The organism is Janthinobacterium pasteuri, assembly GCF_051380775.1.
In the GTDB taxonomy this organism is placed as follows: domain Bacteria; phylum Pseudomonadota; class Gammaproteobacteria; order Burkholderiales; family Burkholderiaceae_D; genus Janthinobacterium.
The window spans coordinates 282,267-303,782 of record NZ_JBNYXS010000003.1 but is presented as its reverse complement, the minus strand read 5'-3'; the positions used below and the strand labels follow the sequence as shown (position 1 = coordinate 303,782).

At 60.5% G+C, this 21,516-nt stretch carries 14 protein-coding genes; 13 read left to right on the top strand and 1 reads right to left on the bottom strand.

Features of this window, described 5'->3' with window-relative positions:
* Window positions 1-55: 55 nt before the first annotated feature.
* Entirely contained in the window at window positions 56-2,725 is a 2,670-nt protein-coding gene (locus ACQ4WN_RS05645) for a TonB-dependent receptor (RefSeq protein ID WP_436550631.1), read from the bottom strand.
* Window positions 2,726-3,301: 576 nt separating this feature from the next.
* Here ACQ4WN_RS05645 and ACQ4WN_RS05640 point away from each other — a divergent pair.
* The 13 genes from ACQ4WN_RS05640 (at window position 3,302) to truB (ending at window position 21,374) form a co-directional block, all read left to right on the top strand.
* On the top strand, window positions 3,302-5,146 hold the full coding sequence (locus tag ACQ4WN_RS05640) for an ABC transporter substrate-binding protein (RefSeq protein ID WP_436550630.1): 1,845 nt from the start codon (window positions 3,302-3,304) through the stop codon (window positions 5,144-5,146).
* 28 nt (window positions 5,147-5,174) lie between these two features.
* Complete coding sequence (locus tag ACQ4WN_RS05635; RefSeq protein WP_034782513.1) at window positions 5,175-6,113, top strand: ABC transporter permease; 939 nt, start codon at window positions 5,175-5,177, stop codon at window positions 6,111-6,113.
* Window positions 6,114-6,122: 9 nt separating this feature from the next.
* Entirely contained in the window at window positions 6,123-7,238 is a 1,116-nt protein-coding gene (locus ACQ4WN_RS05630; RefSeq protein WP_436550629.1) for an ABC transporter permease, read from the top strand.
* Window positions 7,239-7,247: 9 nt separating this feature from the next.
* On the top strand, window positions 7,248-8,954 hold the full coding sequence (locus ACQ4WN_RS05625; protein WP_436550628.1) for an ABC transporter ATP-binding protein: 1,707 nt from the start codon (window positions 7,248-7,250) through the stop codon (window positions 8,952-8,954).
* Between the two features lie 27 nt (window positions 8,955-8,981).
* Entirely contained in the window at window positions 8,982-9,944 is a 963-nt protein-coding gene (locus ACQ4WN_RS05620) for a VTT domain-containing protein (RefSeq protein ID WP_436550627.1), read from the top strand.
* A gap of 390 nt (window positions 9,945-10,334) precedes the next feature.
* On the top strand, window positions 10,335-11,354 hold the full coding sequence (locus ACQ4WN_RS05615) for a glucokinase (protein WP_436550626.1): 1,020 nt from the start codon (window positions 10,335-10,337) through the stop codon (window positions 11,352-11,354).
* 397 nt (window positions 11,355-11,751) lie between these two features.
* Window positions 11,752-12,540 (top strand): SMC-Scp complex subunit ScpB, encoded by a 789-nt coding sequence (gene scpB / locus ACQ4WN_RS05610; protein ID WP_436550625.1) that lies wholly within the window; start codon window positions 11,752-11,754, stop codon window positions 12,538-12,540.
* Window positions 12,533-14,599, top strand: coding sequence for a 23S rRNA pseudouridine(2605) synthase RluB (rluB, locus tag ACQ4WN_RS05605; RefSeq protein WP_436550624.1), 2,067 nt, complete (start codon window positions 12,533-12,535; stop codon window positions 14,597-14,599). The genes scpB and rluB overlap by 8 nt, the downstream gene beginning before the upstream one ends.
* Window positions 14,600-14,940: 341 nt before the next feature.
* Complete coding sequence (rimP, locus tag ACQ4WN_RS05600) at window positions 14,941-15,429, top strand: ribosome maturation factor RimP (RefSeq protein ID WP_436550623.1); 489 nt, start codon at window positions 14,941-14,943, stop codon at window positions 15,427-15,429.
* Window positions 15,426-16,991, top strand: a complete 1,566-nt coding sequence (gene nusA, locus ACQ4WN_RS05595; RefSeq protein ID WP_034782529.1) for a transcription termination factor NusA — start codon at window positions 15,426-15,428, stop codon at window positions 16,989-16,991. The genes rimP and nusA overlap by 4 nt, the downstream gene beginning before the upstream one ends.
* A gap of 46 nt (window positions 16,992-17,037) precedes the next feature.
* The gene (infB, locus tag ACQ4WN_RS05590) at window positions 17,038-19,896 is read left to right on the top strand and encodes a translation initiation factor IF-2 (RefSeq protein WP_133994010.1); all 2,859 of its coding nucleotides are present in this window, start codon (window positions 17,038-17,040) and stop codon (window positions 19,894-19,896) included.
* A 117-nt stretch (window positions 19,897-20,013) separates the two neighbouring features.
* Complete coding sequence (gene rbfA / locus ACQ4WN_RS05585; protein WP_034782531.1) at window positions 20,014-20,436, top strand: 30S ribosome-binding factor RbfA; 423 nt, start codon at window positions 20,014-20,016, stop codon at window positions 20,434-20,436.
* A 2-nt stretch (window positions 20,437-20,438) separates the two neighbouring features.
* Entirely contained in the window at window positions 20,439-21,374 is a 936-nt protein-coding gene (gene truB / locus ACQ4WN_RS05580; RefSeq protein WP_436550622.1) for a tRNA pseudouridine(55) synthase TruB, read from the top strand.
* Window positions 21,375-21,516: the final 142 nt, after the last annotated feature.

Sequence of the window (21,516 nt, the reverse complement as noted above, 5' to 3'; positions counted from 1 at the left end):
GCTGGCACGCTGTTGCCAGCGCTGCCTGTTTTATCTATCGACCTGAAAATTCCCCTTAAAACGTATAGCTGCCGCGCAGGTAATACGCGCGCCCGATCGGATCCGTGTAGCGCGGGTCATAGCCTTTCTGGAACAGGGTGCCCTGGTTCGAGAACGGTGGCTCCTTGTCGAGCAGGTTTTTCACGCCGGCCGTCAGCAGCAAGCCTTTCCACACGTAGCTGCCGGACACGTTCAGCAGGCTGTAGGAGGGCACATCGTGGCGGTATTGTGGATCCACCTGGTTCTGGTCCGTGTAGCCTGACTTGAACGATTGCGACACGGTGGCGCCCCAGTTGCCCATGCGCCAGTTCAACGCCGCCGTATGTTTCCAGCGGAACACGGGATTGTTGTCCGCATAGCGGCCCACGTTGGCGATGAATTCGCCGCCGCGTTCGTTCTGGTAGTCATACTTGTGGGTCCAGGTGCCATCGACCGACACGCTGAAATCGCCGTAGGCACCGCGCCCCAGACGGGCATTCAGGCTGACGTCGACGCCGTCGGTTTTCACTTCGCCGAGGTTGTCGTTCAAGTCCAGGATGGCGAAAGGCGAACCGTCGGGATTGCGCAGGAACAAGGCCTTGTATTTTTCGTAGTTGCCGTAGATCGATTGTTCGGGCAAGGATGAAATCTTGTCCTTCAAATGGATGTTCCAGTAATCGATGGCGACGGTGACTTCCTTGACCGGTTCGAGCACCAGGCCGAAGGCAAACGTGGTGGATTTTTCCGGCTTCAGCTTTTCATTGCCGCCTTGCAGCTTGAATTGTTGCAAGTCGCAATCACGCAGGGGGTTGGCGCCCGGCTGTGGTACGCCACCCGGGCACAGGACGGGGTCGTCGTAAGAGTCGTTGGTATCGTTCTTCGACGGTGGCGCATTCTTTTCAAACAGGGTGGGGGCGCGGAAACCCGTGCTGGCCGAGCCGCGCAGCACCAGCGCGTTGCTGGCCTGGTAGCGCAGGGCCAGCTTCGGATTGGTGGTGCTGCCCACGTCGCTGTAATGGTCGAAACGGGCCGCCAGTTGTACTTCCAGGTCCTTGATCAGCGGCAAGTTGACTTCGCCAAAAACGGCCTGGATCGTGCGCGAGCCGCTCTTCGACAGCGAGCCGGACAGGCCGGAACTGGTGGCCTGGCTGGCGATATCACGGTTGACATTGAAGTCGGCTTTTTCACGCCGCAGTTCACCGCCGAGAGCGATGGCCAGCGGGCCGCCGGCCAGTTGCATCAGTTCGCGGCTGCCCTTGATGTCGAAGCCAGTGGTGGTGACCTTGGCATTTTGTACCTCGCCGCGCAGGGCGGTGCTGTCCAGGTAAGCCTTGCCGGCCGTGTCCTGCATGCCAAACGGGTTCAGTATGCCGTTCAGCACGCCAGCGGCAAAACCCGCATCCTGCACGTAGCCACCCGTAAATTTTTCGGACGACTTGCTGATGGCGTGGCTCAGGCCCGTCTTGTAGTCCCAGCCAGCCAGCTCGCCTTCGAGAGCCAGCACCAGGCGGTCCGCCTTGCCATCCGAATCGATCTGCCGCTGTCCCGCTTCCACGGGGCGCCAGTTGACGCTCAGCGGCTGTCCCGACAAGCCCGGCTGTGCCGGCACGCCGCCCGCATTGCCCGGATAGTATTTGCTGGTATTGGGCAAGATCAAGCCCGTTTGCGGCGGCGGCGCCGTGCGTGCTTTTACCTTGTTTTCCGAATGCAGATATTCCACGGTGGCCAGGTGGCCGCCGCCCAGCTTGAAGGCGCCCTTGCCGAAGAACGCCACCTGCTCTTGCGCCGGCAGGTCATCGATCTGCCGCGTGTAGTCCTGGCGGCAGGTGCCGTTGGCCGCCGCCACCGACAGGGGCGCATTACAGCCCGTGGCCGCATACGGATTGCCGGCCAGGCCCTTGCCGCCGTTGGCCGCCGCATCAAAGTAGTTGCCGGGGAAGGTGGTGCCGCTGGTGAGAGACAGGCCCCGTTCGGGAATGATGCCGGTCTCGGAAAAATCGCGGTCCTGCGACGTGAGCACATTTTGCTTGTGGTAATCGACTACGCCGAAAATATTGTAGCCATCGGCGTCAAGCTTGCCGAAACCCGTCGAGAGGTTGAGGCGGTGCTCGCCGCCACCCTTGTGTTCGGGCGCGACGACCTCGGCGGTGATGTTGGTGACATTCACCGAGCGCTTGGTGATGAAGTTGATGACGCCGCCGATGGCGTCCGTGCCGTAGATGGCCGAGGCGCCGTCGCGCAGCACTTCGACGCGCTCCAAAGCGGCGATGGGAATGATGTTCAGGTCGACGCTGGCGCCGTCATACGGATGGTTGGCGATGCGCCGGCCGTTGAGCAGCACCAGGGTCTTGTCGCCGCCCAGGCCGCGCAAGTCGGCGCTGGCCTGGCCGCCCGTGGGCAGGCCGCTGGTGTTGCCGCCGACGGCATTGCCGCTGCCCATGCTCGACGCATTCGAGGGTATCTTGCTGAGGACTTCCTGGGCCGTGGTCAGGCCCTGCTTGGCAAAATCTTCGGCCTTGAAGATGGAGAGAGGGGTGGCTGTTTCCGAGACCAGTCGCTTGATGGACGAACCGGTGACTTCGACGCGCTGCATGCCGGCCGTTTCGCCGGTTTCCTGGGCCAGTGCCGGCTGGCTGAGGATGCCGGCGGCGAGGCCACCGGCGCAGATCAAACGGATGGAACGGGATAGGCATATTTCTCTGATCATGTTCAAGACTCCTGATAAAGCGGTTGGCTAAAAGGGCAAGAACGGCCGCGCCGGTAAGCACGTCCGAAAATATTGAAGAGGTGAAATAAATTATTTCTTTTCAATTGATTGAATGTAATGATCGACAAAACTCTTTGTCAACAGGGTGTTGTACTTTGTGTTTTTAAACAACGGCTTGCTTTTAGTAATGTTGACTCACAACAAACTGTTCGCGTTTTGTGATGTATTTTCTCGAAGAAACTTTTTTCGCTGCCTAGCGCGCCCAAACACCGAATGCTGTGCTGCAGCGTAGATGTCCCGCCGGTCTTTTCCTAGACGATGAAAACCGCACGTGGTGCGATGCAGCAAAATCGGACGGGTAGTGGGCTTCGAGTAGAGACCCTTGCATTTCTCTTTGTCGCCGAGGGGGAAACTGCGTTATCGTTACGCGTTTTTCAGACAGTCGAGATGGCTGCTAACAAGGCATAGATCTTGCGAGGATGGACTGGTTTTGGCGGTGGAATCCTGTATCCCGGGGGGAAGCCAGTACAAGCGCACCAATACGGTGCGACAGATAATCGAGATGAAGGGTATTACATGAAGTCACCATGGATGCGGCGCGTGGCGCTGCTCGCCTGCCTGGCCACTCTGCCGCTGGCGGCTGTTGCCGCCGATGCTGCCCCCGCGGCTGCGCCGGTGAAAACCTTGCGCTATATCCTGCCGGCCGCCGAGACGGGCTTCGATCCGGCTACCGCGCGCGACCTGTATTCGAACCACATCACGCAGGCCGTTTTCGACACCCTGTACACCTATGATTACCTGGCGCGCCCCGTGAAGGTGGTGCCCGGCGCGGCGGCCGCCATGCCGGAAGTGTCGGCCGATGGCAAGACCTACACGATACGCCTGAAAAAAGGCATTCTGTTTACGCCCGATGCCGCGTTCGGCGGCAAGCGCCGCGAACTGACGATGGCCGACTATGTGTATTCGTGGAAGCGCCTGTTCGACCCGCGCCTGGCCTCGCCACACAGCTGGCTGTTCGAGGGCAAGGTGGTGGGCCTGGACGATCTGGCCAAGGAAGCCGCCAAGTCGAACAAACTCGATTTCAATAAAAAGGTGGCCGGCCTGGAAATCCTCGATCCGTACACCTTGCGCATCTCGCTGACCAAGACCGACTTCAATTTCCCCATGATCCTCGCCTACGTGCCGACGGCCGCCGTGGCGCGCGAAGTGGTGGAAAAATATGGCGACGTGAAGGGCGAAGTGGGCTCGAATCCCGTCGGCACCGGCTATTACACCTTGGGTGAATGGACGCGCGGCAACCGCATCGTCCTGAATCGCAACCCGCAGCATTTGCCCGAGACGTGGAATTTCATGGCCGGCGACGACCCGGACGACCAGCGCATCGTGCGCCAGATGCAGGGCAAGCGCATTCCCGCCATCGACCGCATCGAAATTTCCGTGATGATCGAAGACCAGTCGCGCTGGCTGTCGTTCCAGAGCGGCGGTACGGACGTGTTCTGGCTCGACGGCCCGCTGGCGCCGAAGGCTTTGTTGAACGGCAAGCTGCGTCCAGAGCTGGCGGAGAAGGGCGTGCAGCTGTCGCGCCTGCTGGATCCGGAAATCAGCTATTACTACTGGAACATGGAAGACCCCACCCTCGGTGGCTTCAGCAAGGAAAAGATCGCCCTGCGCCGTGCGATTGCCATGGCGCACAATATCGATGAGGAAATCCGCATCATCTGGAATGGCCAGGCCAAGCGCCTCGACTATCCGATACCGCCCGGCGTCGTCGGCTACGATCCGCACTACAAGAGCCTGCTGCAATACGATCCCGTGCTGGCGAACAAATTGCTCGACAAATTCGGCTACAAGAAGGGCGCCGATGGCTGGCGAACCTTGCCGGACGGCAAGCCGCTGCTGATCCGCTACGCCTCGCGCAACGAAGCCAATGGCGTGCTGCAGGCGGAAATGTGGCGCAAGACGTACAACTCGCTGGGCATCCGCATGGAAAACGACCGCATGATCTTTTCCGACATTTTAAAAACGGAAAAGCAGTGCAAGATGCAGACGCGCACGGCGCCTTGGCTGGCCGACTATCCGGACGGCGACAATTTCATGCAGCTGTTCTACGGCCCGAATACGCACCAGAACAACAACGGCTGCTACCAGGACCCCGAATACGATAAATGGTATGCGGCCAGCCAGGCCATGCCGGCCAGCCCCGAGCGCGATGCGCTGTTCCACAAGATGGCGCGCCGCCTGGAAGTCAATGCGGGCGCCCTGATCGGCTATGCGCGCTACCGCAACATGCTGGCGCAAAAGTCGGTACTCGGCTACAAGAAGCACCCGATCCTGTTCCAGGAATGGGCGTATATGGATATCGACAGCACAGGCGCGCCCGTGCCTGCCGCGCCAGCCCCTGCGGCCTCGGCCAGTAAATAAGCGACGCTTATAACAACAAGGAATCATTATGTTTGCTTATATTCTGCGCCGCCTGTGGCAGATGCTGCCCACCATGCTGGGCGTCGTCCTGCTGGTATTTATCCTGTTTAACTGGGTGGGCGGCGATCCCGCCTACATCCTGGCCGGCAAGATGTCGAGTGCGGAAAGCATTGCCAATATCCGCCGCCAGCTCGGTGTCGACCAGCCGTACTACGTGCAGCTGTGGATCTTCATCAAGCAGATCGTCACGTTTGACTTCGGCCAGAGCTGGGCCACGGGGGAATCCGTGTCGCACATCATCACTTCGCGCCTGGGGCCGTCGATGATGGTGCTGATCCCGCTGACCGTGCTGGAAACGTTTTTTGGCGTGGCGCTGGCGCTGGCCATCGCCTTCGTGCGCGGTTCGCTGACGGACCGCGCCGTCATGATTGCCTGTACGGTGGGCATGTCGATTTCCATCCTCGTCTACATCATCGTCTTCCAGTACGGCTTTGCCTACAAGCTGGGCCTGTTCCCCGTGCAGGGCTGGGGCGACAGCTTCTGGGAAAACCTGCTGCGCTATTCGACCTTGCCGATTCTGATCGGTCTGGCCGTCTCCATCGCGCCCACCCTGCGCCTGTTCCGCACCTTCGTGCTGGACGAGGCCAACCAGGATTACGTGCGCACGGCGCGTGCCAAGGGCTTGAAGGAAGGCCGCATCATGTGGGTGCATGTGCTGCGCAACGCCGGCATTCCCATCATTACCTATGTGATGTCGAACTTGCCGGCCCTGCTGATCGGCGCTTTCCTGCTGGAACGCTTCTTCGGCATCCCCGGCATCGGGCGTGAAGTGATTCTGGCGGTCGAGCGCAGTGACTTTCCGGTGATCAAGGCGATCACCGTGTATGTTGCCGCCGCCACCATGCTCTTCAACCTGCTCACCGACCTGCTGTACCAGGCGGTCGATCCTCGCGTACAACTGAAGTAGAAAGAGACGATGTCGAAACCTCATACATCGCCCGGCCTGTGGGCCCTAGCGTGGCGCCGTTTGCGCGGCGACAAAATTGCAATGGTATCGCTGGCCGTGGTCGGCGCGTTTTTCCTGCTGGTGCTGGCGTCCGCCAGTGGCCTGGTAGCCTCGAACTGGGAAGATGAGGTGGCCGTCAGCTATGCGCCGCCCACCTTCATCGGTGCCGACAAGGACGCGTCCGCGTCCGGTGATGGCGCCATTCCCCTGCCGGACGAGCGCAGCGCACCGACGCCCGTCAATGTGCTCGACCCGCTGGCCGAGGATATCGCAGAACTGCGCGCCCAGATGGGTAGCAATCCATCGGCTGGCGTCGATATGTACGGCGTCACCGATCCGCTGGCCGACGACTTGACGGCCTTGCGCGCCGGCATGGGCAAGACGAAAAAGTTGATCGCGCACAAGGCGGCAACCTTGCCGTTCGGCGCCGACAAGTGGGGCCACGATATTCTCCAGAAAACCATCAAGGGCGGCGAAACGTCGATCGTCGTGGGCCTGGTGGCAGCCTTGCTGGCCGTGGTGCTGGGCACGCTGTTTGGCGCCGTGTCCGGTTACTTTGGCGGCATCGTCGATGATTTCTTCAACTGGTTCTACAGTATTTTCACCTCGATTCCGTCCATCCTGATGATACTCACCGTGGCGGCCGTGCTGCAGCAAAAGGGCGTGCTGACCATCGTGCTGATCCTGGGGTTGACAGGCTGGACGGGGCCGTACCGTTTGATCCGCGCCGAATACATCAAGCACAAGGCGCGCGAATACGTGATGGCGGCCGACGCCATCGGCGCCTCGCACTGGCGCAAGATGTTTTCGCACATCTTCCCCAACGTGAGCCACGTGGCGCTGGTGCAAATGTCCATCCTCGTGGTGGGCTTCATCAAGGCCGAAGTGATTTTGAGTTTCCTCGGCTTTGGCGTGCCGGTGGGCACCGTCTCGTGGGGCAGCATGCTCAACGAGGCACAAAATGAACTGATCCTGGGCAAATGGTGGCAGCTGACTGCCGCCGCCACGGCGATGGCCGTGCTGGTGACGGCGTTCTCGCTGTTTACCGATGCCTTGCGCGATGCGCTCGACCCCAAAGTGAAATAGGAGTTGCTCATGGACCAGAATAACCTGTTGGAAGTGCGCGACCTGCGCGTCACCTTCCGCCTGGACAAGAAAACCACGTTTGAAGCCGTCAAGGGCATCTCGTTCAACGTGCCGCGCAACAGCACCGTCGCGCTGGTGGGTGAATCGGGCAGCGGCAAGTCCGTCAGCTCGCTGGCCGTGATGGGCTTGTTGCCGCCAGATAACACCATCATCGATCCGGCGTCCAGCATCCACTTTGGCGGGCGCGACCTGCTCAAATTGTCGATCGCCGAGCGCCGCACCATGTGCGGCAAGGATATTTCGATGATCTTCCAGGAGCCGATGTCGTCGCTGAACCCCGTGTTTACGGTCGGGTTCCAGATCGCCGAAGTGTTGCGCCAGCACATGGGCATGAACCGCAAGCAGGCGCGCGCCCGCACGCTGGCGCTGCTGGAAGAAGTGGGCATACCCGATCCCGCTACCAAGATCGACGCCTACCCGAGCCAGATGTCGGGCGGCCAGCAGCAGCGCGTGATGATCGCCATGGCGATCGCCTGCGAACCGAAACTCTTGATCGCCGACGAACCGACGACGGCGCTGGACGTGACGATCCAGAAGCAGATCATGGACTTGATCGCGGCGCTGCAAAAGAAACATCAAATGTCCGTGCTCTTCATTACCCACGACCTGGGCCTGGTGGGAGAGATCGCCGACCAGGTCATCGTCATGCGCCACGGCGAAGTGCGCGAGACGGGCGAGGTGCGCCAGGTATTTGACACCCCCAAAGACCCGTACACCAAAGCATTACTGCATTGCCGGCCTTCGCTGGACGAGCGGCCGTGGCGCCTGCCCGTCATCGCCGACTACATGGAGGGTAAGCACGAAGCAATCAAGGCCGGCCCCGGCGTGGAAGTGAAACAGCGCACGCGCGGCTACACGCCCGGTGACGAGCCGGTGCTGGTGGTGAATAATCTGAGCAAAAGTTTTTACACGCGCGAGGGCCTGTTCGGCAAGCGCGAATTCCAGGCAGTCAAGGACGTGTCGTTTACCTTGCCACGCGGGAAAACCTTGGGCGTGGTGGGCGAATCCGGTTCCGGCAAGACGACGGTAGGCCTGACCCTGCTGCGCTTGCACCAGGCCACGGGCGGCACGGCCATGTTCCATGGCAAGGACCTGATTGCCATGCCGAACAAGGAGTATTTGCCGTACAAACGCCGCATCCAGATTATCTTCCAGAATCCGTATGCTTCGCTCAATCCCAGGTTTACTGTCGGCCAGATCTTGCTGGAACCGATGCGCATCCACAAGATCGGCGCGAACGACCAGGAACGCATCGCCAAGGCCTACTGGCTGCTCGACAAGGTAGGGCTGCCGGAGCAGGCTTTCCACCGCTATCCGCACGAGTTTTCCGGCGGCCAGCGTCAGCGCATTGCGATTGCCCGCTGCCTGACCATGCAGCCGGAAATCCTCGTGTGCGACGAATCCGTGTCGGCGCTGGACGTGTCGGTGCAGGCGCAGGTGCTCAATTTGTTGCAGGACTTGCAGGATGAATTCGGCTTGTCGTACATCTTCATCTCGCACGATTTGTCCGTCGTCAAATACATCGCCGACCAGGTGATGGTGATGCACAAGGGGCAAGTGGTGGAACTGGCCGATTCGGATGAGCTGTACCGCAATCCCGTGCATCCATATACGCGCACCCTGCTCAGCGCCATACCGAAAGGCGTCCAGGCTTAAATTCGCTTTTACGGTAAGATAGCGCCCATGCCCAACCTCATTTACCTGCTCGAACATTACGGTGTCCTGATTGTCTTTGGCATCGTGCTGGTGGAGCAGCTCGGCCTGCCGATTCCGGCCTTTCCCATCCTCGTGGTGGCGGGGGCGCTGGCGGTCGATGGCGACATGAATGGGGGGCTGGTGCTGGCCGCCGCGCTGGGCGCTTGCCTGATCAGCGACTTCACGTGGTTCCGCGCGGGCCGCCATTTCGGCAAGCGTATCCTGCGGCTGCTGTGCCGCATCTCGCTGTCGCCCGATTACTGCGTCAGCCAGACGGAAGACAAATTCAAGCGCTGGGGGCCGAAAGCCCTGATCGTCTCCAAGTTCGTGCCGGGATTCAATACTGTGGCCGCGCCCATGTCGGGCGCGCTGGGCACGCCGCCGGGTCAGTTCTTCCTGTACGCGGGCCTGGGCGCCTTGCTGTGGAGCGGCACGGGCATCGTCGTCGGCGTGATCTTTCACGCCAGCGTGCAACAGGTGCTCGACTTGCTCAACACCATGGGCAGCACCGCCTTGCTGATGCTGGCTACCTTGCTGGGTTTGTTCCTGCTGTATAAATTCCTCGAACGCCGGCGTTTCCGCCAGGCCTTGCAGATCGAGCGTATCGGCATCGATGAATTACTCGAACTCATCGAGCAGGGCGAGGAGCCGCTGATGGTCGACGCGCGCAGCGCCACGGCGCAGGCGCTTGAACCGGCCGTGCCGGGCGCCTTGTTCTTCAATGGCAAGGAACCCGTGCCCGCCATGATCGCCATGGACAAGGAACGCCACATCATCGTGTATTGCAGCTGTCCCAACGACGTGACGGCCGCGCAAGTGGCCAAGCTGCTGCACCAGCACGGCTTTCACCGCGCTAAGCCCCTGCATGGCGGTCTCGACGCGTGGAATGCCGCCTACCGCTCGGACCAGCCGGCGCCCGCCAGCCTGCTGGGTGAAGGCTTGCCCTCCTGATTTGCGCTGCCTCCCGCACGCCAGGTTGGCCGTAGAAACCCGCAGTAAAAACCGGTAGTAATAATACGAAAACACCATCACCGGGCCGCCGGGATGGCAGCGCTAAACCTGCTCCGCCCCGTACAAAGCGCCTTTGCGCAAACTCCGGCATACTCTGTTTTCAAGCTGATTCCTGCTGCTATGCAACATGCTTTTCGGGTTCCTGATGACAGCAAGTACTTACTATAAATCATTGTTTTTAAGCAATTTTGGCGTTGCCTGTTGCATTTGGAGTGGAACTACCAATAAAGGCTGGTTTTGATGTACTTAAACTACAAACTTTGCTTGCCTCCGGGCGCATTCATCCTTTAAGCTTGGCGTCCCATGCGTCCCACTTCATCATTTAAAATCATGAGCGCTTCGTCTTCTCCCGTACTGCCGACTTCCGCCTTTGCCGATGGACCGCGCCTGCTGGCCGACGTGGGTGGCACCAATGCCCGTTTCGCCCTGGAAGTGGCCGCTGGCCACATCACCCTGGTCGAAGTGCTGCCCTGTGCCGATTACCCGAGCCTGTCCGCCGCCCTGCAAGCCTACCTGGCCCTGCCGCACATCGCTGCCGCCGGCGGGCAAGCGGTGCGCCATGCCATGATCGCCATCGCCAACCCGGTCGACGGCGATTTCCTCAGCATGACGAACCACCACTGGTCGTTCTCGATCCGCGCCATGCGCGAAGAGTGCGGTTTCACGACCCTGGACGTGGTCAACGATTTCACGGCCCTGGCGCGTGCCTTGCCGCAGCTGGCCAGCGATCAGAAGCATCAGATTGGCGCGGGCACGGCGCGTCCGAACACGGCCATCGGCCTGATCGGCGCCGGCACGGGCCTGGGCGTATCGGGCCTGATTCCTTCGCATGGCGGCTGGATCGCCCTGCAAAGCGAAGGCGGCCATGTCAGCTTTGCGCCGTTCAATGAAGTGGAAGTGAGTATTTTGCAATTCGCCTGGCGCGAATACGAGCACGTCTCGGCCGAACGCCTGATTTCCGGCGATGGCCTGGAACTGATCTACCGCGCCCTGGCCGACCGCGCGGGCGTGCCGGCCGAAGACTTGCCGGCGGCGGAAATCACGCGCCGCGCTCTGGCTGGTGAATCCCAGCTGTGCGACGACGTCATCGAAGCGTTCTGCTGCATGCTCGGCACAGTGGCGGGCAACGTCGCCGTCACCCTGGGCGCGCTGGGCGGTATTTATATCGGCGGCGGCATCGTGCCACGCCTGGGGCCGCGCTTCGACCGCTCCGGTTTCCGTGCCCGCTTCGAGCGCAAGGGGCGCTTCGCCAATTATGTGTCGCAAGTGCCCACCTTCGTCATCACGGCGCAGTACCCAGCTTTCCTGGGTGCATCGGCCATTCTCTCGGAGAAACTCGCCTCCCTGTAATGCGGTGGCGGGCGATGTGTCGCGCAAAGGCCGGGTAAAACGCGTGTTTTACCCGGTTTTGCGCTTTTCCGCTTTTTATCAGGTACAATTGGCATCGTTGGATGAAACGACGACTGTCGCTCTCCTGTCTGGCTGCTTGCTCGCCACGGGAAAAGCAGCTGCTCCGGAGTGCGTTTCATTGCTGGTTATTTAAGGCCAGCACCATGGATGGCAGGACTTTCACTGCATCCGCTTCAGTCCCGCTTTGCGCGCATCGGCCAAGGCGTCGGAAAAACAGCCTCAACTAGTAACCCAGCACGGCGTCATCATTGATGTCTGCCATCTGTTACGTTGAAATGAACGTTTTTGATTTCTTTCTCTGCATACGAATTGCAACACACATCCGCACAGAATTGCTATGAATACAATTGAGGCTAAAAGAGTCCTCGAAACCGCGTTGCTGTGCGCTCGTGAGTCGCTGACGATCCATAGCCTGAAAAAGCTGTTCGTTGATGCGGACGAGAACGGTCGCGTGCGTGGTGTCGGCGTCGGTGCCGACACGATCAAGCAATTGCTGGAAGAATTACGGCAAGAGTGGGAAGGGCGCGGCATCGAGATCGTCAGTCTGGCCTCGGGCTGGCGCTTTCAAAGCCGCCCGGAAATGAAGATGTATCTCGATCGCATGACGCCCGAGCGGCCGCCCAAGTATTCGCGGGCGACCCTGGAAACCCTCGCCATCATCGCCTACCGCCAGCCGGTGACGCGCGGCGATATCGAGGAAATCCGCGGCGTTGCCGTCAATTCGCAGACGATCAAGATGCTGGAAGACCGTGGCTGGGTCGATGCCATCGGCTACCGCGACGTGGTGGGACGGCCGGCCTTGCTGGCCACCACCAAGCAGTTTTTGGATGACCTGGGTTTGCATTCGCTGTCCCAGCTGCCGCCTTTGCAGCAAATCAGTGAAATGCAGGGCAATGGGCTCGAAGCCCTGGAAGCGGCCCTGCAAGAAAATTTTGACAAGGCAAGCAATGAGCTTGTCCCCCAGCTTGGTGCAGGTAGCAATACGGCTGTGACAGATGTGACAGCAAGCCTTGATGCCGGCCCCGATGCTTCGCCCACGGACGAAGCCTACACTCACGACCCTGCGCCAGAACTAACGGTTGACGCTGCGCCAGGTCAGCACAGCCAAGAAACGAAGAATGAATAATCCGAACACACCCGAGACAGTAACCGCCAGCGACGAAGCCATCGTTGCCAAGCCCAAGCGCCGCACCAAGGCCCAGATCGAAGCTGACACGGCCGCTGCTGCCGTTGCTGGCGACGCCGTCGCTGCCAAGCCGAAGCGCCGCACCAAAGCCGACGTGGCCGCCGACGCGCCAGTCGTCGCCGCTGCTGAAACTGAAGCTGCCCCAGTCGTCAAGAAAACCCGTGCCAAGCCGGCCCTGAAAGCCGTCGCCGAAGCCGCCGAAGCGGCCGCCGAAGCCGTGGCTGCCCCTGCGCCGCGTCCGCCGCGCGCCCGCGCCGCCGCCAAGGCTGCCGCCGCCGAGGCGGAAGCCGCGCCGGAAGTTGCCGCTGACAAGCCGGCCGAAGCACGCCCTACCCGTGGTCCGCGCCAGATGCGTGGCGTGCAAGCGGAACGCGCACTGCGCCAGCCGCCGCGCGCCGAAGCGCCGCAGGCCGCCGAAGCAGTTGCAGCAGCGCCTGGCGCAGAGCAAGCTGCCGCGCCTGTCGCCGATGTGTTCGATGCCGAAGGCAACCTCGTTTCCGGCCCGCGCCTGCCGCGCGGTCCGCGCAACGACGTGCCGGGTGCTGGCAAGAATGCCGGCAAGAGCCGTAAAAAGGGCAAGGGCCGCCAGGCTGCGCCCGGTAAGCTCAGCGACGCCGATGCCGTGTTCTCGTTTGTCACCTCCGACGCGTTCGACAGCGAAGAGGGCGGCACGGGCCGCGTGCAAAAAGTGGCCGTGCGCCGCGACCTGACGTCCGACGACGACGCGCCGAAGCTGCACAAGGTGCTGGCCGAAGCCGGTCTCGGTTCGCGCCGCGACATGGAAGACCTGATCATTTCGGGCCGCGTGTCCGTGAATGGCGAGCCGGCCCACATCGGCCAGCGCATCCTGCCGAGCGACCACGTGCGCATCAATGGCAAGTTGATCCAGCGCCGCGTCAGCAAGAAGCCGCCACGCGTGCTGGTGTATCACAAGCCGGCCGGCGAAATCGTCAGCCATAATGACCCTGATGGTCGTCCATCCGTGTTTGACCGCTTGCCGACCATGAAAGCGGGCAAGTGGCTGGCCGTTGGCCGTCTCGACTTCAATACGGAAGGCTTGCTGCTGTTTACCACGTCCGGTGACCTGGCCAACCGCCTGATGCATCCACGCTACGGCATCGACCGCGAGTACGCCGTGCGTACCCTGGGCGAGCTGGAGGAGGGTATGCGCCAGAAGCTGCTGGCTGGCGTCGAGCTGGAAGACGGCCTGGCGCAGTTCTCGAAGATCGCCGATGGCGGTGGCGAAGGCATCAACAAGTGGTACCGCGTGGTGATCGGCGAAGGCCGCAACCGCGAAGTGCGCCGCATGTTCGAAGCGATCGGCCTGACCGTCTCGCGTCTGATCCGTACCCGTTACGGCGCCATGACCCTGCCGAGCGGCTTGAAACGCGGCCGCTGGGAAGAGATGGATGAAAACACCGTGCGCGACCTGCTGACCGCCTACGGCATCGAAAAGAAAATGCCGGCATCGGGCGACCCCCGTGCCGCTGGTGCCGCCAAGGGCCGCGAAGCGCGCAAGGCCAGCCGCGATGACGAGCCGAATGGCAACCGCATCGATGTGAGTAACCGCAACGCCGATCCGTTCCCCGTCGCGCCGCGCCGTGGCCAGCCGCAGGGCCAGTTTGCCCGTCCGCAAGGCCAGGGTCGCCCAGGTGGCGCCGGTCGTCCAGGCGAAGCGCGTGGTCCGGGCCGTGGCCAGCCGCAAGGTCCGTTCCAGGGCGGTCAGCCGCGCTCGTCGGCATCGTTCGAAGGTGCGCCGCAAGGTCAGGGTCGTTCGCCGCGTGCGGCAGGTCAGGGTCAGGGGCAAGGGCGTCCGGCCGGTGGTGAAGGCCGCGCGCCGCAGCGCGGTCCGCGCCAGCCCGATCCGCTGCAAACGACCTTCGGCTTCGCCAACACGGGTCCGCGCCGCAACGCGGGCGGGGCCGGTGGGCAAGCGCGTTCCGGTGGTCAGCCGCGTGGCGGCATGGATGGCATGCCGCGCCGTCGCAGCAAAGGTTAAATCAGGGGATTTCTTCTTGCGCGCCCGCTGATCTGCTGCAGGCGCGCTCTCTTGTAACTGTTGTAAGCCGGGCCGCTCCTTGTGTGCGGCATTGCGGCGAAGTTAATAAGAGGTTATAATCTGCAGCCTAATAAAAGTTCTCCGCAGGGTTGTTTGGTGGAGAGTGCTTATCTGGTTGGGGAAATACAGGAAGATGGGCAGATGCCCATTTTTTTTTTGTTGAACCGTTTGTCATGGCTCCGCAAGGGGCCATATATGACTTGAATGCGTGTTTTTGCATGTTGTCGGCGCTCAATGCGGCGCTGTCATGCTGAAAACGGGCCTTATTTCTGGAGAATTTCTTGCAGCAGTTGGGATTAATTGAAAAGACAGTTACAGGTCTGGGCTATGAGCTCGTTGATGTCGAACGTGCCGAGCGCGGAATGCTGCGCGTCTTTATTGATTTCAGCGCCGCCGATGCCGCTGAAAAAGGTCCGATCACGGTCGAAGACTGTGCCACGGTGAGTCACCAGTTATCGCATGTGTTGACGGTAGAGAACGTTCCTTACGAGCGTCTCGAGATTTCTTCCCCGGGTCTGGATCGTCCGGTGCGCAAGCTGGAAGACTTTGTCCGTTTCGCAGGCCAGGAAATCATCGTCAAGCTGACTGTGGCGATGCCGGGTACGAACAACCGGAAATCGTTCCAGGGGATCTTGCAAGAACCCGTGGGCGATAAATTGTCGTTGGAATTTGAAGGTAAGGATGGTCCGGCGATGTTGGAGTTTACGCTCGCCGATGTGGATAAGGCACGCTTGGTGCCGCAGGTGGTTTTTAAGGGACGCAAAGCATGAGCCGCGAAGTTTTATTATTGGTTGACGCGCTGGCGCGCGAAAAAAACGTCGATAAAGATGTCGTCTTCGGCGCCCTCGAATTCGCGTTGGCGCAAGCCACGAAGAAACGGTATGAGGGTGAGGTAGACATCCGCGTTTCGATCGACCGCGAAACGGGCGAATTCGAATCGTTCCGCCGCTGGCACGTGGTGCCTGATGAAGCGGGCCTGCAATTGCCGGATCAGGAGATCCTGCATTTCGAGGCAAAAGAACAGATTTCCGATATCGAAGTCGATGACCACATCGAAGAGCCGATCGAATCCGTTGAATTCGGCCGCCGTTTCGCCCAGGATACCAAACAGGTCGTCCTGCAGCGCGTGCGTGACGCCGAACGTGAACAGATCCTGGTCGATTTCCTGGAACGCGGCGATTCGCTCGTCACCGGTACCATCAAGCGCATGGAACGTGGCGACGCCATCGTCGAATCGGGCAAGATCGAAGCGCGTCTGCCACGCGACCAGATGATCCCGAAAGAGAATCTGCGTATCGGCGACCGTGTGCGTGCTTTCATCTTGCGCATCGACCGCAATATGCGCGGCCCGCAAGTGATTCTGTCGCGCACCGCGCCGGAATTCATCATGAAGCTGTTCGAACTGGAAGTGCCGGAAATCGAGCAAGGCATGCTGGAAATTAAATCCGCAGCCCGCGATGCCGGCGTACGCGCCAAGATCGCCGTCTACACGGCCGACAAGCGCATAGATCCGATCGGTACTTGCGTCGGCATGCGCGGTTCGCGCGTGCAGGCTGTCACCGGCGAACTCGGTGGCGAACGTGTCGACATCGTGCTGTGGTCGGAAGATCCGGCGCAGTTCGTTATCGGCGCCCTGGCGCCGGCGAACGTGTCGTCGATCATGGTCGATGAAGAAAAACACGCGATGGATGTCGTCGTGGACGAAGAAAACCTGGCAATCGCGATCGGCCGTTCCGGCCAGAACGTGCGCCTGGCCTCGGACCTGACCGGCTGGAAGATCAACATCATGACGGCCGAAGAATCGGCTGACAAAGCTGCCCAGGAAACGGCTGCCGTGCGCATCCTGTTCATGGAAAAGCTCGATGTCGACCAGGAAGTGGCCGATATTCTGGTAGAAGAAGGTTTCGCCAGTCTGGAAGAAATCGCTTACGTGCCAATTTCCGAAATGCTGGAAATCGAATCGTTTGACGAAGATACCGTCAATGAACTCCGTACCCGTGCGCGTGATGCGCTGGTTACCGAAGCGATTGCTTCGGAAGAGGGTCTGGAAGGCATGGACGAGGCGTTGGTGGGTCTGGAAGGCATGGACCGCATTACCGCCGGCAAGCTGGGTCTGGCTGGTATCAAGACCGTTGAAGCATTTGCAGCACTGGCATACGACGAATTTGGCGCAATCCTGGCCTTGTCTGCGGACCGTGCGCGTGAACTGATTACAAGTGAATTTAAAGATGTGACCGACGATGAGATGAAGTTGGTTGACTCGAAATATGACGATCGTGCCAAGGCGTTGCAAGCCAAGGCATGGAGTCTGGCCGAATCCGCAAAGGCTTAATTTGAGTATCTTTATCATCTCCGCGACACATAGAAAAGAGGACTGAATGGCGAGTAACAACGTAGCCCAATTTGCCACCGAACTGAAGATGCCTGCAGATTTGCTGCTGACGCAGCTGCGTTCTGCCGGCGTCGAGAAAAGTTCGACGTCAGATCCATTGTCGAAAGATGATAAGGACAAGCTTTTGGATCATCTGCGCCGCACACACGGCGCAGCGGCTGACACAGAAAAGAAAAAAATCACCGTGACCCGCAAGGAAACGACTGAGATCAAGCAAGCTGACGCCACCGGCAAATCGCGCACCATCCAGGTGGAAGTGCGCAAGAAACGCACTTTCGTCCAGCGTGACGAAGCTGCGCCGGTCGCAGCAGAACCGGTCGCGCCTGCCGCACCGGTGATCGATCCCGCCGACGTGGCGCGCCGTGAAGAAGACGCCCGCAAGCAGGCTGAACTGATCGCCCGCCAGGAAGCCGATCTGCGCGAAAAGCAAGAACGTCTGGCCAAGCTCGACGCGGAAAAAGAAGCCCAGGCGAAAGCCACCCAACAGGCTGAATTGGCTGCGAAGAAAGAGGCTGAAGCGGAAGCGAAAAAAGCGGCTGCCAAGGCTGCTGCTGCGCCTGCCGCCAGCGCCGCTGCGCCTGTCGTTGACGACGCCGCTGCCGAAGCGAAAAAAGCTGCTGCCGCTGAAGAAGCGAAGAAGAAAGCCGCTGCCGCTGCTGTTGCCGCCAAGGAAGCCGCTGACAAAGCGGAAGCCACCGAGCGTGCACGCAAGGCCGTTGCCGACGAAGTTGCCCAGATCAAGGCCATGATGAACGCGCCACGCCGCGCCATCAAGGCACCTGAACCCGTACCGGTTCCGGTGAAGCCGAAGGCGCCGGAAGGCACCTTGCACAAGCCTGCTGACAAGAAACCTGGCGACAAGCCGGGCGACAAGAAGCCTGCTGTTGCAGACAAGAAATCCATCAAGTCGGCCAATGTGTCGTCCACCTGGTCCGATGACGCGAAAAAACGCGGCACCACCGGTGGTCCCAAGCCACGCGGCAATAGCGGCCCAGGCGGCCGTGACAGCTGGCGCGGTGGCGCGAAGGGCCGTCGCCCGACGCACCATGACGACCGTGAATCGAACTTCCAGGCTCCTACGGAAGCCGTCGTCAAAGACGTGCACGTACCGGAAACGATCACCGTGGCCGAATTGGCACACAAAATGTCCGTCAAGGCATCCGAAGTCATCAAGCATTTGATGAAACTGGGCCAGATGTGCACGATCAACCAGGTGCTGGACCAGGAAACCGCCATGATTCTGGTGGAAGAAATGGGCCACAAGGCGTTCGCCGCCGAACTGGACGATCCGGAAGCGTTGCTGGCCGATGTGGGCGAACACGCGCACTTCGAAACCAAGCCACGCGCACCGGTGGTCACCGTCATGGGTCACGTCGACCATGGTAAGACCTCGTTGCTCGATTACATCCGTCGCGCCAAGGTTGCCTCCGGCGAAGCGGGTGGCATTACGCAGCATATCGGCGCATACCACGTCGATACGCCACGCGGCATGATCACCTTCCTCGACACCCCGGGCCACGAAGCGTTTACCGCCATGCGTGCCCGTGGCGCCAAGGCAACCGACATCGTCATTCTGGTGGTTGCCGCCGACGATGGCGTGATGCCGCAAACGAAAGAAGCGATTGCCCATGCGAAAGCAGCCGGCGTGCCGCTGGTGGTGGCGATCAACAAGGTCGACAAACCGGGTGGTAACGTGGACCGCGTGACGCAGGAACTGGTCGCCGAACAAGTCGTGCCGGAAGAATACGGTGGCGAATCGCCATTCGTGCCGGTCTCGGCTAAAACGGGTCAAGGTATCGACGACCTGCTGGAACAAGTGCTGTTGCAAGCCGAAGTGCTGGAATTGACGGCACCGGTCGATGCGCCTGCGCGCGGCCTGGTTGTCGAGGCACGTCTGGACAAGGGCCGTGGTCCTGTCGCGACGATCCTGGTGCAGTCCGGTACGTTGAAGCGCGGCGACGTGATTCTGGCTGGCTCTTCGTATGGCCGTGTTCGCGCCATGCTGGATGAGAACGGCAAATCCATCGCTGAAGCGGGTCCTTCGATTCCGGTCGAAATCCAGGGCTTGACGGAAGTGCCGGTTGCCGGTGAAGAAGTCGTCGTCATGGCTGACGAGCGCAAGGCGCGTGAAATCGGTCTGTTCCGTCAGGGTAAGTTCCGCGACGTGAAACTGGCCAAGCAGCAAGCTGCGAAACTGGAAAACATGTTCGACCAGATGGCCGAAGGCGAAGTGAAAAACTTGCCGCTGATCATCAAAACCGACGTGCAAGGTTCGCAAGAAGCGCTGGTTGGTTCGCTGCAGAAACTGTCGACCTCCGAAGTGCGCGTACAAGTTGTTCACGCGGCAGTCGGCGGCATCACGGAATCGGACGTCAACCTGGCAGTCGCCTCGAAAGCGGTCATCATCGGCTTCAACGCCCGTGCTGATGCCCAGGCACGCAAGCTGGCCGAGTCGAATGGCGTGGACATTCGCTACTACAACATCATTTACGATGCGATCGACGAGATCAAATCGGCGTTGTCGGGCATGTTGGCACCAGAGAAACGCGAAACCGTCATCGGCCAGGTCGAGATCCGCCAGGTTATCCTGGTCTCGAAAGTGGGCGCGATTGCCGGTTGCCTGGTCACCGATGGCGTGGTCAAGCGTGCTTCTTCCGTCCGCCTGTTGCGCAACAACATCGTGGTGTGGAGTGGCGAGATCGACTCCCTGAAACGCTTCAAGGACGATGCGAAAGAAGTTCGCGCCGGTCTGGAGTGCGGCCTGTCGCTGAAGAACTACAACGACATTCAGGTTGGCGACACACTGGAAGTGTTCGAAGTCCAGGAAATCGCTCGTACCCTGTAATCTCAGCAAGAACAATGGCGCGGACATATGGTTGTCCGCGCAAACACGTGGGGCGCATTGGTCAACGGGCAACCGTTTGACTCATGCGCCCTGCGGCACTTAGGACAGCATAAAATCATGGCTAAACATAGCAAAACCATGCCAGCGCGCGGCTTGCGCGTGGCCGACCAGATCCAGCGCGATCTGGCTGAAATCGTCGCCTACGAATTGAAAGACCCGCGCGTGGGCACGATGATCACCATCACCGAAGTGCAGATCACGCCCGATTACGCGCATGCCAAGGTGTTTTTCACGATGTTGAAAGACAGCAAGGAAGCCATCAAGAACACCACCGAAGGCTTGATGGCTGCGTCTGGCTTCATCCGTGGCTTGCTGGGCAAGCGCCTGCACATCCACACGCTGCCGATGCTGCATTTCGTGCACGATAGCTCGACCTCGCGCGGCATGGAAATGTCCTTGCTGATCGACAAGGCCAACGCCACGCGCGCGGCCGACGCCGAGCCGGACGAGAAGCCTGCAGACAAAGCGGACGAGCAATAAGCGTGGCGGGTCCGAAGAAACCGCCCGGCATCAAACGGGTGCGCGACCTGGTCGACGGCGTCTTGCTGCTGGATAAGCCCGTGGGCTGGTCCAGCAACGACGCCCTGATCAAGGCCAAGCGCGTGCTGAATGCGAAAAAAGCGGGCCATACGGGCACGCTGGACCCGTTCGCCACGGGCTTGCTGCCGCTGTGCTTTGGCGAGGCCACGAAGTTCTCGCAGGACTTGCTGGAAGCCGATAAAACCTACGAAACCCTGGTGCACCTGGGGCAGACGACGGATACGGGCGATACGGAAGGCGAAGTGCTGGAAACGCGCGACGTGAATGTGACGCCGGAGCAGATCGAAGCCGTGCTGGCGCAGTTTCGCGGGCCGATTTTGCAGACGCCGCCCATGTACTCGGCCTTGAAACGGGATGGCAAGCCCTTATATGAGTATGCAAGGGCAGGCATCACCCTGGAGCGCGAAGCGCGCCCGGTGACTATCCACAAGCTCGAGTTCCTCGGCTACGACGCCCCGTTCCTGAAATTGTCCGTGATGTGCAGCAAAGGCACGTATATCCGCGTGCTGGGCGAAGACATCGGTCATGCCCTCGGTTGCGGCGGCCATTTGAACGCCTTGCGCCGCACGCAAGTAGGCAGCCTGACCCTCGACGGCGTCGTCACGCTCGATGAACTGACGGCACATGCCGCGCCGCTGAGCTTGCTGGCGCCCGTCGATGCATTATTGTCGAGTTTCCCCGCCGTTCAGCTGACGGAAGAATTGGCCAAGCGTTTCCTGCATGGCCAGCGCATCGCACTGGGCAAGGAAGACGTGGCCGTACCAGCCGAACCGGGCAGGGTGCGCGTGTATCACGACAGCAGGCTGCTGGGCACGGGCCAGTTGCAGGAATACAGCATCCTGGCCCCGGAACGCTTGATTGCCACGGCGCATCAATAAGTCATAGCAACGTCATCACCGAGCGATACTCTTCACCCAGTGTCGCTTTTTTTAACAAATCGTCCCCGACTGCGGGAGCCGCCAGCATTTTTAGATAGCGTTGCAACGCAACATGCTATACTACGCGGTTCCGGAAATAGAT